The organism is Bacteroides sp. Ga6A2, assembly GCF_000702225.1.
In the GTDB taxonomy this organism is placed as follows: domain Bacteria; phylum Bacteroidota; class Bacteroidia; order Bacteroidales; family Bacteroidaceae; genus Ga6A1.
In genome coordinates this window covers 79,765-94,633 of record NZ_KL370873.1, presented here as the reverse complement: position 1 = coordinate 94,633, position 14,869 = coordinate 79,765, and the positions used below count along the sequence as shown (strand labels likewise).

Here is a 14,869-nt window from a genome sequence, read left to right as displayed (position 1 = left end):
GCAACACCAACGCCGGCAGCCAAGCCAGCCGCTGCACCTGCTGTTAAGCCAGCTGCACCTGCTGTTAAGCCAGCTGCTTCTGGTTCTAAGCCTGTATTCAAGGTTCAGCTTGGTGCTGTAAGCGCTCCAATCAGCAATGCTGATGGCAAGTTCGGACTTACTGGTGTCTCTTATTATAAGGAAGGCGGTATGTATAAGTATACTTACGGTGAAACTTCAAACTTTGATGAAATCCAGAAGTTGAGAACTGAGGCTAATGCCAAGGTTCCGGGAGCATTTATCATTGCATTCCACAATGGTAAGAAGATTCCGGTTGCAGAGGCTAAGGCTCTTCTGAAATAATAAGGTATAAAAACGAAAATGAAATCATCTGCAAAAGAGGTAAAGATTGCTATCACAGCCATAGCTGCTGTTGTTATAATGTTCGTAGGAATAAATTTCCTGAAAGGCATAAACGTATTCAAGTCGAGCAACTTCTATTACGTTGCCTTTGAGAACATTCAGGGTTTAACTGCTTCGAGTCCGGTTTATGCCGACGGTTATAGCATAGGTATTGTCAGAAGTATCAACTATGACTACGAGCATCCCGGCAACGTGATTGTCGAGATTGAGGTTGACAAGGACATGCGAATTCCGAAGGGAACAACCGCCGAACTTGTAACCGAGATGCTGGGAACTGTAAAGATGAATTTGCTGCTCGCCACTAACCCTCGCGAAAAATGCGAGCCGGGCGACACTATCAAAGGTGGCGTAAATGCCGGCGCTCTTGGCGCGGCTGCCAACATGGTTCCCGAAATTCAGGCTCTGTTGCCTAAGCTCGACTCGATACTGACTTCTGTTAATACTCTGCTCGCTGATCCTGCGTTGGCCGGCACTTTGCACAATGCCGAAAGAATTACTGCCAACCTCGATGTTACAACTCAGCAGCTTAACAGACTTATGGCAGGCGATATTCCGCAGCTGACAAAGAAGCTAAACGTGATAGCAGGAAACTTCGAAGAGACAAGCGCAAAACTTAAGGAACTTGACGTTCAGAAGACTCTTGCAGGTGTAGACGCAACTCTTGCCAACGTTCAGACTATGACTGACGATTTGAACAAGAAGATGAACAGCAAGGACAACAATATCGGCCTGATGCTTAACGACAGATCGATTTACGACAATCTGAATGCGGCAACAGCAAACGCTGCAAGCCTGATGAAAGATTTGCAGGAGAATCCTAAGCGTTACGTTCACTTCTCTGTTTGGGGAAAGAGCGATAAGAAAAAAAAGTCGGAGTAAAACTTACTCGGCTTAAAGATAAAAATCCCGCGCTTCGATTGTAGAAGTGCGGGATTTTTTTTGTAGTTTTGCAAACTCGAACAAACTTGTAGATTAAAAAGTGCATTAACAGATGAGCAACTTTGATGTAAAACAAATGTGGGAACAATGTCTTGGCATTATCCGGAACAACACTCCTGAACGCGAGTTCACGACTTGGTTCGGAGCCATACAGCCCATAGAATATTCTAACGGCGAACTTATTCTTAGTGCGCCGAGTCACTTTGTAGTTGAACGTATCGAAGCTGATCATCTCGACCTGTTGCGCTTTGCCATCCAGAAGGTTTTTGGAAAGGGCACAAAACTTGAATACCGCGTACTTGCCGACAAGAAGAACAATCTTACTGTTGATGTGGAGGCTACTAAGCGTACTGTATTCAAGGAAGAACTTAAGAAGCCTGAGATTACGAATCCGAATGAGAAGCCTGTGCTCCGTCCGCTCGATCCTCGTCTTAACCCAAACTACAATTTCGAGAATTTCATCGTTGGAGGCTGTAACAAACTGCCTCGTTCGGCCGGCGAGGCTATTGCCGAGCGTCCTGCTGATACTGCGTTCAACCCGTTGTTCCTTTACGGCCCTCCGGGAGTGGGAAAGACGCATCTTGCCAATGCCATCGGTATAAAGATTAAGGAACGATATCCCGAGAAACGCGTGCTCTATGTTGCTGCGCACGAGTTTCAGGTGCAGTATACCGATTCTGTAAGAAACAATACTTTCAACAACTTCATAAACTTTTATCAGAGTATTGACGTGCTGATTCTTGATGATGTTCAGGAGTTTGCCTCTGCGTCGCTTGTGAAGACGCAGGACACGTTCTTCCACATCTTCAACTATCTGCATCAGAACAGAAAGCAGCTGATTCTTACTTGCGACCGTCCGCCGGTAAAATTGCAGGGAATGACGGACCGACTTCTGTCGCGTTTCAAGTGGGGATTGCTGGCTGAAATTTCGCGTCCCGACGTGGCTCTGCGAAAGGAAGTTATACACAGCAAGGTGCATCGCGACGGATTGCATTTCTCAGAAGAGGTAATAAATTATATCGCCGAGAATGTTGATGAGAGCGTGCGCGATTTGGAAGGCATCATAACATCGCTCATGGCGCGTGCAGCCGTGTTTAATCGCGACCCTGACTTGACGATGGCAGAGAACCTTGTGCATCAGATTGCAACTCTCTCGAACAAGCCGATAACCGTCGATGACATCATCACGAAGGTTTGCTCGTACTACAACATCGAACCGAAGGAGATTCAGACTCCAAGCCGAAAGCAAAAGGTGGTTCAGATTCGTCAGATTGCCATGTATCTTTCGCAGAAGTACACCGACACGTCGCTGTCGCGCATCGGTACGATGATTGGAAAGCGAAACCACGCAACCGTGCTTCATGCAACGAAGATAATCTCGGGCTTGCTTGAAAACGACAAGCAGTTGCAGAAGGATATGCAGGAAATAGAGGCTCTGGTGAAGCAGAGATAGATATAAAACGAAATCAACCGTTTCATTCATTCAGGAAGATGATGAAACGGTTGATTTTTTATTTCCGAGAGTTCTTTCAGAAACCTTGTTTCTTTACAAAGTCCCAAAGAGTTTTAGAGAGAGCCTCGTTGTCCTTGCGGGTGTATCGGCAATCGGTAAACACTTGTGCAAGGTTCTCTTTCTTGTTTATTCTTACAAACTCCTTGTTCTCTTCGAGAGCCTCTTTTGCCGAATAAATCTGGTCTATCTGCTCGGCTGAGTAGTCGTGATATGTCTCATTGTGCATGATGGCTTCGACAGGAAGACGGTCGCTCTTCTTTGCATCCTCGGCTGGATATCCAACGGTTATTGTTGCAACAGGCACGACGAACTTCGGCAGATTCAGCACCTTCGAGATGGTTTCGGGCATGTATACCGTTGTGCCGAGATAGCATGTGCCAAGTCCGGCAGCCTCGGCAAGCACGGTGACTGTCTGGGCAAACAGGAGAGTGTCCTGAACGGCATTCATGAACGACAGAAAGTTGTCGTATCCGGCATCGGCGTTGCGCTGTTCGCACCACTTTGTAAAGCGGTTGAAGTCGGCGCAGAATGTCAGAACTACAGGTGCGCCAGTAACCATTGGCTGGTTGAAGTGCGCTGGTGCCAACTGCTCTTTAATCTCCTTGCTTCGGCTCACTACAACGCTGTAGAGCTGCATATTTCCCATCGTTGGAGTCTGCATAGCCTCCGCGATAATCTCGTTCAGCAGAGAAGCCTCAATATCTTTGTCCGAATACTTGCGTATTGAACGTCTGTTTTTTATGCTATCCATAAATTGTTTTGATTGTTTAGAGCACAAAATTAGCACATTTTTTTGTAATTTTGCAGAACTCTAATCAAAAGAACTAAGATTGTGGCTAAAACACTTACATTTGACGAGGCTTTTGCTGCTGCCCTGAAATATTTCGGCGGAGACAATGTTGCATCCGAGGTCTGGGTGAAGAAATACGCCCTGAAGGATTCGGACGGAAACGTGTGCGAACTTACGCCCGACGAGATGCACAGGCGCATGGCGAAGGAAATCGCCAGAGTTGAGGCTCGCTATCCTAATCCTGTTGATGAGAGCGAGATTTTCGGTCTGTTCGAACATTTCAGATATCTTATTCCTGAATCGCGACTGATGTCGGGCATCGGCAATAACTATGTTGCCGAGTCGTTGTCGAGCTGCTTTGCCATCGGACTTAAAGGCTCGTCGGATTCGTACGGCGCAATTATGCACATCGACGAGGAACAGGTTCAGCTTCTGAAACGTCGCGGTGGAGTGGGGCACGACCTCAGCCAGCTGCGTCCTAAAGGCTATGCTGTCAAGACATCAAACCTGACATCCATCGGACTTGTTCCGTTTATGGAGCGGTATTCAAATACGGCGCACGAGATAGCTCCCGAAGGCTCGCTTGTGCTTTCTCTCTCTGTCCGCCACCCTGAGGTCGAGGCGTTCATCGGCATGAAAAACGCCGCTACGAACGTGGCTGTGAAGATTGATGATGAGTTTATGAAGGCGGTAATAAATAATCGCCAGTATGCCCAGCAGTTTCCGCTCGATGCGCAGACTCCGGTCGTAAAGCAGCATATCGAGGCTACTGATTTGTGGCAGATAATGATGCATAATGTGATGAGGAGTGCCCAGCCCGAAATCCTTTTCTGGGACAGAATTACGCGCGAAAGCGTATCTGACTGCTACGACGAGTGCAGAAGCATTTGTACCAATCCGTCGGGCGAGATTCAGCTGAGCGCGTACGATTCGTGCCGGTTGCTCGTGATGAATCTGTATTCGTACGTTCAGAATCCGTTCTCGTCGTCGGCATCGTTCAACTACGAACTTTTCGACCGTCATGCACGAATCGCCCAAAGAATAATGGACGACATAGTAGACCTTGAACTCGAAAAGATAGAGCATATTCTTGAGAAAATAGACGAAGACCCCGAGAGCGACGAGGTAAAATATACCGAAAAGCGACTTTGGGAGAAAATATACGAAAAGACGAAACTCATACGTCGCACGGGCATCGGATTGCTGGGCGAGGATGAGACTGTGGCGGCGTTGAATCTCCGCAACGGTTCGCACGATGCTGCCGAATTTTTTTCTGGTGTTTACCGCAACCTTGCCTTGTCGGTTTATTCATCGTCGGTTCAACTTGCGAAAGAACGCGGAACTTTCGGCATTTACAACAGCGAGAAGGAGGCTGAAAATGCCTTCATAAACCGCATAAAAGATGCCGATGCTTCTCTGTTTGCCGAGATGCAGAAGTATGGCAGACGAAACATATCATGCTTGGCGTCAGTCCGTTCCGAGAAGAAAAGTCTTGCGGCGTTGGCTCATCTGCCTGTCATTCAGGAGCGTGAGGGCAACGACGGTATTGCAAAACTAAAACTTTACGGAGAGTTGCAGAAATGGTCGGACCATGCCGTGGCTGTCGACATCATGCTTTCTGCAAAGGCTGACGAAAGTCTGGCAAGCAAACTTTATATCGAGGCTTGGCGCAACGGGTGCTGGGTTTGTAATGTGCGTTGCGAGAAAAATGAGGAAACAGAGCCGATGTCAAAGGATTCCGTGGTGTTCAAGCAGCCGATAATAACCGAGGTTCGTCCGCAGTCGCTCGAATGTGATGTGGTAAGATTTCAGAATAACAAGGAAAAATGGGTGGCTTTCGTAGGATTGCTCGACGGCTATCCTTACGAGATATTCACAGGTCTGCAAGATGATGAGGAAGGCATTGTTCTGCCAAAATCCGTTACCAAGGGAAAAATCATAAAGAACGTTCTGCCCGACGGCACAAAACGATACGATTTTCAGTTTCAGAACAAGCGCGGCTACAAGACAACTGTCGAGGGCTTGAGCGAGAAGTTCAATAAGGAATATTGGAACTACGCCAAACTTATCAGCGGCGTGCTCAGATACCGAATGCCTACGCATTATGTAATAAAGCTCGTAGGCTCTCTTCAGCTCGAAAGCGAGAGCATCAACACGTGGAAAAACGGCGTTAAACAGGCTCTCAAGAAGTACGTCGTAAACGGAACAGAAGCGAAGGGCGTGATGTGTCCAAACTGCGGAAGCGAGTCGCTCGTTTATCAGGATGGAAATCTAATCTGCAAGGAATGTGGAGAAATAAGATAAATCAATGAAAATGAATACTTTTGTACATCTTAACAAGATAAAGATATTTGCCCGTCATGGGGTTTTGCCGCAAGAGCAACTCACAGGCGCGTATTTCTACGTCAGCCTGAAAATAGGCTATGATTTCTCCAAGGCTATGCTGACCGACAATCTGGAAGGAACGATAAGTTATGCCGATATTTTTGAGATAGTAAGACTGGAGATGGCAGTCTCGTCAAAACTTCTTGAACATGTTGGCGGACGCATCGCAAACCGCATCAAGAACGAGTTTCCGCATATAACGAGCATCGAACTCACTATCGACAAGGAAAATCCGCCGATGGGAGCCGAATGTTTGGCGGCTGGCATCGATATAAAGATTGAATACTAACTAAATATTAAAACATATGAAACTAAAGTTTATTGCACTAATGTGCGTTGTAGCGGCATTGTTTGTCTTTGTTTCGGCTACTAAAGATGATGTTGTGACAATCCATACCATCGGCGATTCTACGATGGCAAACAAACCGCTCGACAAGGGTAATCAGGAGCGTGGATGGGGACAGGTTCTGGGTGAGTTCTTCAATCCCGACAAGGTGGTTGTAAAGAACTACGCGGTGAACGGCCGAAGCAGCAAGAGTTTCATCAACGAAGGCAGATGGGACGAGGTTCTGAAGAATATTAAGCCGGGCGATTACGTCTTTATTCAGTTTGGACACAACGACGAGAAACCGAAGGAGGACCGCCACACAGACCCGGGAACAACTTTCGATGCCAACCTTCGCAAGTTTGCAGTCGAGGCAAAGGAGAAAGGAGCGATTCCTGTTCTCTTCAACTCAATTGTCCGCCGAAATTTCGGACACAACAAGAACGCCGTTGCCAACGACGATTATCGCAAGGCTAAGGCTGATGATATAGTAGAGGGCGATACGCTCATCGATACTCACGGAGCATACCTCGACAGTCCGCGAAATGTGGCAAAAGAACTCGGTATCGTCTTCATCGACCATAACAAATTGACACACGATTTTGTTCAGTCGCTTGGTCGCGAAGGCTCGAAAAAAGTTTACATGTGGATTGAGCCAAATACTTGCGAGGCGTGCCCAAATGGTCGTCAGGACAACACACATCTTAATGTCTGGGGGGCTCACAAGGTGGCAAACCTTGCAGTTCAGGAAATAGCAAAGAAGATTCCTGCGCTGAAGAAGGCGGTAAACAAAAAAGTGTGCAAGCAGTATAACAAATAATAGCAATTATGGACGTAAAGATAGAGGATTCGTGGAAGCAGCATCTTGCCGCAGAGTTCGAGAAACCGTATTTTGGCGAGTTGGTAAACTTCGTTAGGCAGGAGTATGCGCAATACCGCATCTATCCGCCGGGAAACCTTATTTTCAACGCTTTCAACCTTTGTCCGTTCGACAAGGTGAAGGTTGTGATTCTTGGTCAGGACCCTTATCACGGACCGGGACAGGCTCACGGCTTGTGCTTTTCGGTTAACGATGGTGTTCCGTTTCCTCCATCTTTGCAGAATATCTTCAAGGAAGTAAGCAACGATACAGGCAAGCCTGTTCCGCAGTCGGGCAATCTAACCCGATGGGCACAGCAGGGTGTATTGCTTCTCAACACAACGCTTACAGTTCGCGAGCATCAGGCTTTCTCTCATGCCGGAAGAGGGTGGGAAACCTTTACCGATGCCGTAATCTCTCTTCTTAACTCGCAGAGACAGAATCTTGTGTTTATTTTCTGGGGCTCTCCGGCGCAGAGGAAAGGCGCATTTGTCGACCGCAATCGTCACTTGGTGCTGACATCTCCGCACCCGTCGCCGCTGTCTGCTTATCGCGGATTTTTCGGCAATTCTCACTTTTCGAAAGCAAATAGTTACCTTTTAGAGCACGGTGAAACACCTATTGAATGGTGATGATGTGATAAAATGTAATATCTATAATGTTATTTGTGTGAATTGTGAAAAATAATTAAAGAATTTGCATCATTTTGATAAATAATACTTATCTTTGCAACGCTAAAACGAAGAGCGACAAAAGAAATTTAAAATGAGTATTATTAAACCAGCTGACTATAAGTCACTGCTCGACATCAAACAAACAGAGCAGGGGATAAAGAAGATTAAGGACTTCTTTCAGATGAACCTTTCTACAGAGCTGCGCCTGCGTCGCGTCACAGCTCCTCTGTTTGTGCTAAAAGGACTAGGCATTAACGACGATCTTAACGGAGTTGAGAGAGCAGTTACTTTTCCTATCAAGGCACTTGGCGATGCCAAGGCCGAGGTGGTACATTCGCTTGCCAAGTGGAAAAGACTCACTCTGGCTGAATACGGAATCGAAACCGGATACGGACTATATACTGACATGAATGCCATTCGTGCCGACGAGGATTTGGATAATCTCCATTCTCTCTACGTCGACCAGTGGGATTGGGAGCGAGTAATCTCTAAGGAAGACAGAAACATCGATTTCCTTAAGAAGATTGTTCGCCGAATCTATTCTGCCATCGTCCGCACCGAGTATATGACGTGCGAGATGTATCCTCAGATTAAGCCTTTCTTGCCTGAAGATATCCACTTTATCCATGCTGAGGAGCTATTGCAGATGTATCCAAATCTCTCTCCACGCGAGCGTGAGGATGAAATCTGTAAGAAATACGGTGCTGTTTTCATTATTGGAATCGGTGAGAAACTGTCTGACGGAGAGCCACATGACGGCCGTGCTCCAGATTACGACGACTATTCAACTCCTAATTCCGAAGGTTACAAGGGCTTGAATGGCGATATCCTTATCTGGTATCCTGTTCTTGGCAGAGCACTCGAGCTTAGTTCTATGGGAATCCGCGTAGACAAGGAGGCCCTTCTCCGCCAGTTGAAGGAGAGTGGCAAGGAAGAACGCAAGGAGTTGTACTTCCACAAGATGCTTCTCAACGATAAACTTCCGCTTTCTATTGGCGGCGGAATTGGTCAGAGCCGTTTGTGCATGGTAATGTTGCACAAGGCACACATCGGCGAGACTCAGGCAAGTATCTGGCCTGATAAACAACGCGAGGAATGTGCAAAATACGGAATGCACCTTATATAATATAAAGAATAGGGCGGTACTTTTGAGTATCGCCCATTTTTTTATGCTTTGAAGATTTTTTTGATTGCCGTTTTTATCTTTAATAATAGGTGCAGAGTCTGATTCAAACTACTCCACAAGACTTCGTTTACCGTTGCTTTGAAACCTAAGAAATGACGGTATTGCGCAATTTCGTAGTTGATGTATGTTATTCCGCCATTACGCTTGATTGTCAGAATATTCTTGAGGTCGAAACATGTCGCAAGTATCTCTTCGCCAAGTAGTTGCTCTTCTTCCGATGGCAGCATGTATGTTCCGTCTTCTTTTTTTAGGTGCTCCTTGTTTAGTCCGAAATAATGTATTAAAATGGAGTTGAATGCGTTTGCGTATTTAATCACGAGCTCGTCTTTTGTTTCGAGGATATGCTGAATTCCGTATGTCGAAACATATTGATTCCAATCGCAGATCATGTGCATCTTCAGTCCAGTGTGCGTAAGATGATAGATGTTGTGCAGAATCGTGTACATGCAGTAGAATTTTGCCTTGTCGCCAACATGCTTTTTCAGATAATCATAGCGTTTTTTGCTACTTAGCGTTGGGTATCGCTGTACAATCTGCTTGTGCAGTTCTATCTCAACACCGTTGATTCTTACATTGTCGTGTTTCTCGATAAATGTGCCTACTTCAACCTTTATTTCATTGGCTTTCAGTAACTTCATTGCGAGTGAATAGTCTTCGACATAGAAATCTATGTCGCCAAGTTTTCTGTGCGATGGAGTCTTGTACAATTGTGCTATGTCCGTTCCTTTTATGACATGCGAGCGCACGTTGCCACTTTGCATAATCTTTCTTAAAGCCAGTATTGTCTGCAAATGAATGGCATAAAGTTTCTCCGTCTTGTCTCTAAGATAGATGAACTTCAGTTTTGTGCGCAGAGGCGGTTGTATTCCGTTTTTTTCAATGCTGTCAAGAATTAGCGGTCCTACGCACTGGTTGTACGCTTGTTCGTAAAAGCTGTTCCAGAACTCCTGCGGATTGTCGGCAAAGAGTTTCTCGTCCGCTTTGTTGTCGTTAAGGATTGCTCCCAACAGGTTGACTATAGCTAATTGTACTTTTTCCATTATAGTTATAATTCAAGTTTGCTAAGATATCCATAATTTTTATCATGTGCAACACATGAGCGCTTTATTTAATATTTTTTTAGATTTTGAGGTCATGTTAAGAATTTATTTGAAGGTTGATCGTTTGAGGTTGTGAAATATATTTGACCTTTATTTGATGTTGCAGAATGGTGTGCTTACTGTGTGTTTAATAATGCTTTGTAAATATGTTAAATAACTTACTTTTAGTGAAGTATGTGTGAATAATCTTTACATGGATAATATTGTATTGCTAAATATTTTTTTACGAAAAAAACATAATATATAGCATATATCATAAATTTTTTGTATCTTTGCCGAAAATATAAGAATCTATTAATTCGATTGATATATGAAGAATTTATTACTTTTATTTATTTGCTTGATGCTTTGTGCTCCTCTATGCACTAAGGCACAGGTAAACGTGTCTACTTCAGCTCAGTTGAAGGATGCTTTTGCTGAGTATAGCAAAATATCTCAATATCAGACTGCTTATGATAATGCTGTGGCAAAAGTTAATAGCATTCAGGGACAGTTGGGAAACACTCAGCAATTTGTTACTGTGGAGGTGTATGACGAGTTGACTTCACAGTGTTATGATGTATATGCAGAAGTAGAATCGGCATCAAATTTAAGTTCAACTACTGAGATAAATAATAAACTGAAAAATGTAAAGTTGTATCTTCAGACGGTGAATTTAAAGTCTCTTTCTGATGATGCATGGGATGCATACTATGATTGGATAGACGAAAATGGTTATGAAGATGACGATGAGTCTATAGATGCATTTTTAGCATTGGAAGGTAATGAACAGTATGCTAAAATAGTAAGCTATTATAATGTTTATCCTGTAAATCCAAATTTACTAAATGGTGCGATTGGAGAACAGAAGAGTGCTTATGATGTTTTTAGAACTGTAAGAAATAAAGAATTTTATCTGTTCTATAGAACTAAGATAGGTGCAAATTTTACTACTGATAAGGAGGCAAATAATGGTATTGGTAATGTTAATGGTTTTTTGAAGGCTATAGCAGTTGTAACAAAACTCCAGAGTGATGCTTTAAATAATACTTTAACAACAACTGTGCAAGAAAATCCAATTTATGTACAGTTGTCAGAAAAATTGGAAGATGCTAATGCTGAAATGACTGCAGCGTATGCAAATCTTGATAATGCAAACAATGCAGCGGAAATCAATATTGAGGCGTCTTTCTCTACAGATGCATATATTAGTAAGTATGGCGGAACAATAAATGGTAATGCAAGAACACTTACTTTAACTAATGAGGCTTTGATTGGTACTCTTTCTGCTGATGGTAAGGTGAATAATCTTTGTGTTGCTAATGCTGTGATTGCGCGCTCAAATGATGGAAACTATAAAAATTGTTGTACTGTAGGTGATAATATTATTGGCTATGTTGGTAATGACGGCGTAACATATAGTTCTTTGCTTGCTTTGGCAGCTGATATGAATACGGTTTATGGTTGTGATGTAAATAATCCTACATTTTTGGTTCCGGTAACTCAGAATACTAAGGTTTATAAATATGCATATTATGCTTTGACTTCAAAGAATGTTAAGAAGACTGGATATGTAAATAGTGTTGGTGGAAGCCTTGTTGGTAAACCAACTCTTAATGATAATGAATTCTTGATTCTAGAGTCGGAAAATACCAATACAGCCATAACTGAGAAAAATATAATTGAAAATACTTCTGAAAATGGTTATGTTTGTAATTATTGTTATTTGACTGATTCAAAAGAATTTTACGCTCCTGTAGCATTTACTGCAACGAAGTTGGATTACAGCCGTTCGTTTAGTGCCGTTTGGTCATCATTGATTTTGCCATTTGAAGTTAATTCTACAGTCCTTGAGAAAATAGGTGTGAGTCGTGTAAATGAATTTACTTCATACGAGAATCATGTTTCTACATTTACTACTATTCAAGGTGGAATGGAAGCTTATACACCTTATATTATTTTCCCTTCTTCTTCAGGTAAGGTGTTTAGTAATATTGAGGATGCAGTATTCCCGAAGTCTCCGTCTACAGATTTGACTAGACTTGGTAATAATGGATATTTCTATGGAAACTTAGGTCCAAAGCAGGAGGCTATTAACCATATTTCTGATGGTGAGAAGTATAATGTTTATGGATTCAATACAAAGAATCAGATGGTTCGTGCTCTTGGTACTTCGTATTTCTCAGCGTTCCGTTGTTATTTGAGAGCTATCGAGTCTGATGGTGCAGAGGCAAAGGTTCGAGTCGTATTGCGTGATGAAAATGGTAATATGCTTGATGGTGAAACAACTGCTATAGATGCAGTTCCTACTGAAAACTTTACAGTATCAGGTGTTAATGGCGTGATAGTTGTAAATTCAGATAAGTCTCAGAATGTATTAGTTTATACATCTGCAGGTAAACTTGTTAAGTCCGCAGAAGTTGCTGAAGGTGAGACTACTATATCTGTAAATCCAGGAATGTATATTGTAAACGGACAGAAGGTATTGGTTAAGTAATTAGAATAAAATATAGAAGGTTTGGGGTAAAAAACTGCCTCAATCCTTCATTGAGATATTATAGTAAACAAGTGATAATCTTAAATAATAAATGTATGTTAGATAAAATTGAATATGTAAAACCAGAGTTGTACACCATAGAGATGAATGACATCGTTTTAGCTGGTGCATCAGCTTTCGATAACACAGGCGGAGATCCTATCGATTCTGGCGATTTCAACTCTAAGGGCCGTGGTGGTAATGGCGGCGGTATGTGGAAGTATATGGATGATGAGAAATAATCAAATTAATATAATAAAGAGGGCGGGAGTGTAAACTTCTGCCCTCTTTGTTATAAAGGTTTAGTTTGTGTCATAAAAATCGTGAAGAAATCATTCTACACGATTTTTGAATTCAGTTGAAGTCTATTATTTCATCGTTGTTTGAATCATCGGAAATAAAAGTTACGTCTTGGGATGAATTTAGAAGTTCGACTCTTTCGATTATCTCTTGAGTTTTAATTGTTGGTTTAATATATGTACTTTTCATAATTGTTTGGGTATAAATTATTAAACAATAGTGTATTTCTGCAAAAATACCTTTAACTTTGTATTATTGCAATATTTAGTTGCAAAATATTTTGTTTTAGTCGCATATTTTGACAATAAATAAAGATTGGTTATGGAACAAATTCACGGACATGAGGTTCTGCACATGATGGAAGGAAACGTGTATAGCGAAGCATCGTTGAGACAGGCTATAATAGCTCGATTTGGGGCAAAACAACTGTTTTATACATGTTCGGCATCGAACCTTACGGTAGACGGTCTTATCGAGTTTCTGAAAGAGCATGGCAAGTTTAAACCGATGAACGACGGATTTACGGTAGATGAAACCAGCGTTTGCAGTAATGAATAAAAAATGGCTGTTATCACGTGCAATGATAACAGCCATTTTTTGTGCTTTCCGAAGCCTTATAACTTGCGGTAAACGGCAGCCGTAACGGCGAATGTTACGAGGCAGAAAAGCATTACGATATTGAAGAACATTGGGTAGCCAACATTTGTGCTAATATAACCTGAAATCATGCCCGGATACATTACGCCGCCAAGATATTGCCCTGCTGTACAGATGCTGAAAACGGCTGTGCTTCGTTCGCCTCTTGAGAAAGTGACCAGATATAGCGTATAGGCGGCAAAGCCCAATCCGTAGCCAATTTGCTCGACGCAAAGACAACTGCCTATAACATACAGATTGTCGGTTGGAAAGTAACTTAGATATACATAAACGACATCTGGTAGCGTGATGCACAAAACAAGCGGCCACAGACATTTTTTCAGACTCCATTTAGATACAGCCCAACCGCCTATTATTCCGCCAAGGAGAAGGCCTATAACGCCCAGTGTTCCGCTTACAAAGCCGTAATCTACGTTAGACATGGCAAGTCCGCCTTCTTCGGTGCTGCGGGTAAGGAAGAGTGGAACGATTTTAGTAAGCAATCCTTCGGGAAGGCGGAAAAGAAGAATGAAGCACAATGCCGAGATGATGTTCGGTTTGGTGGCAAATACCTTAAGTGTTTCGACAAATTCCTTGACTTGAATGTGGAAGTTGAACGACTCGTGCGTTGTTTTTTCGACATTTGGCAAAACGATAGTGTGATACAAGCCCAGCAAGCCCATCAAACCACCTAGGATGAGGAATATTGCCGACCATGACATCTGAACGCTGCTATCGCCCTCAAAAACGTCATTTTGAAGCCATCCGGCAAGCATAACCAATCCGCCCTGACCGATAATCATGCCGATGCGGTAAAACGTGTTGCGAAGTCCGACGTACAGTTCCTGTTCTTTGTCCTTGAGTCCGATGATGTAAAAACCGTCGGCGGAGATATCGTGTGTGGCACTTGCAAACGCAATAATCATGAAAATAGCCAGAGTTCCCTGAAGCCAGAACGATGTTGGAATGGTGAATGCCACCAGCGCAAGCGTAATGCCCATCAGAAACTGCATGGACAGAATCCACCAGCGTTTAGTCTTTATATTGTCGATAATCGGACTCCATATTGGCTTTATAACCCACGGTAAGCCCATCCATCCGGTGTAGAGCGTAATCTGCTCGTCAGAGAGTCCGAACTCCTTGAACATGATGACGCTAACAATCATTACGGCGGTAAAAGGCAGTGCCTCGCCGAGATATAGCGATGGAATCCATTCTAACGGTTTGTTGCTCATGATTTTGCGA

The 14,869-nt window shown here is 43.3% G+C and carries 12 protein-coding genes and 1 pseudogene; 10 read left to right on the top strand and 3 right to left on the bottom strand.

All coding sequences use genetic code 11. The annotated features are described in order from the left end of the window. Positions 1–360 precede the first annotated feature (360 nt). On the top strand, positions 361–1,281 hold the full coding sequence (locus tag T538_RS0115195) for an MlaD family protein (RefSeq protein ID WP_031535114.1): 921 nt from the start codon (positions 361–363) through the stop codon (positions 1,279–1,281). 112 nt (positions 1,282–1,393) lie between these two features. Continuing rightward, positions 1,394–2,794, top strand: a complete 1,401-nt coding sequence (gene dnaA / locus T538_RS0115190; protein ID WP_031535116.1) for a chromosomal replication initiator protein DnaA — start codon at positions 1,394–1,396, stop codon at positions 2,792–2,794. A 76-nt stretch (positions 2,795–2,870) separates the two neighbouring features. Here dnaA and T538_RS0115185 read toward each other — a convergent pair whose 3' ends face one another. Further along, positions 2,871–3,605, bottom strand: a complete 735-nt coding sequence (locus tag T538_RS0115185) for an NADPH-dependent oxidoreductase (protein WP_031535118.1) — start codon at positions 3,603–3,605, stop codon at positions 2,871–2,873. A gap of 78 nt (positions 3,606–3,683) precedes the next feature. On the opposite strand from T538_RS0115185, the gene T538_RS0115180 reads away from it, so the two are divergent. The 5 genes and pseudogenes from T538_RS0115180 to asnA all read left to right on the top strand — a co-directional run bounded on the left by T538_RS0115180 (position 3,684) and on the right by asnA (position 9,013). Next, positions 3,684–5,948 (top strand): ribonucleoside-diphosphate reductase, encoded by a 2,265-nt coding sequence (locus tag T538_RS0115180; RefSeq protein WP_031535119.1) that lies wholly within the window; start codon positions 3,684–3,686, stop codon positions 5,946–5,948. 10 nt (positions 5,949–5,958) lie between these two features. Then, on the top strand, positions 5,959–6,318 hold the full coding sequence (gene folB, locus T538_RS0115175; RefSeq protein ID WP_155993284.1) for a dihydroneopterin aldolase: 360 nt from the start codon (positions 5,959–5,961) through the stop codon (positions 6,316–6,318). 16 nt (positions 6,319–6,334) lie between these two features. Then, positions 6,335–7,129, top strand: a pseudogene (locus T538_RS0115170) (rhamnogalacturonan acetylesterase); the annotation flags it as partial. Between the two features lie 53 nt (positions 7,130–7,182). Next, positions 7,183–7,845 (top strand): uracil-DNA glycosylase, encoded by a 663-nt coding sequence (gene ung, locus T538_RS0115165; protein ID WP_031535126.1) that lies wholly within the window; start codon positions 7,183–7,185, stop codon positions 7,843–7,845. Positions 7,846–7,978: 133 nt separating this feature from the next. After that, on the top strand, positions 7,979–9,013 hold the full coding sequence (asnA, locus tag T538_RS0115160; protein ID WP_031535128.1) for an aspartate--ammonia ligase: 1,035 nt from the start codon (positions 7,979–7,981) through the stop codon (positions 9,011–9,013). Positions 9,014–9,054: 41 nt separating this feature from the next. Here asnA and T538_RS0115155 read toward each other — a convergent pair whose 3' ends face one another. Continuing rightward, a complete protein-coding gene (locus T538_RS0115155) occupies positions 9,055–10,113 on the bottom strand; it encodes a nucleotidyltransferase family protein (RefSeq protein ID WP_081835030.1) in 1,059 nt (352 codons plus the stop codon). Positions 10,114–10,483: 370 nt separating this feature from the next. Between T538_RS0115155 and T538_RS0115150 the strand changes: the two genes are divergently transcribed. The 3 genes from T538_RS0115150 (at position 10,484) to T538_RS0115140 (ending at position 13,546) form a co-directional block, all read left to right on the top strand. Further along, positions 10,484–12,649 carry a hypothetical protein gene (locus T538_RS0115150; protein WP_031541515.1) on the top strand — a complete coding sequence of 722 codons (2,166 nt, stop codon included), beginning with the start codon at positions 10,484–10,486 and terminating at the stop codon, positions 12,647–12,649. 143 nt (positions 12,650–12,792) lie between these two features. Further along, positions 12,793–12,930, top strand: coding sequence for a hypothetical protein (locus tag T538_RS0115145; protein ID WP_155993282.1), 138 nt, complete (start codon positions 12,793–12,795; stop codon positions 12,928–12,930). A 379-nt stretch (positions 12,931–13,309) separates the two neighbouring features. After that, positions 13,310–13,546 carry a YecH family metal-binding protein gene (locus T538_RS0115140; RefSeq protein WP_031535136.1) on the top strand — a complete coding sequence of 79 codons (237 nt, stop codon included), beginning with the start codon at positions 13,310–13,312 and terminating at the stop codon, positions 13,544–13,546. A gap of 56 nt (positions 13,547–13,602) precedes the next feature. On the opposite strand, the gene T538_RS0115135 is transcribed toward T538_RS0115140, so the two are convergent. Further along, the gene (locus tag T538_RS0115135; protein WP_031535138.1) at positions 13,603–14,859 is read right to left on the bottom strand and encodes an MFS transporter; all 1,257 of its coding nucleotides are present in this window, start codon (positions 14,857–14,859) and stop codon (positions 13,603–13,605) included. Positions 14,860–14,869 lie beyond the last annotated feature (10 nt).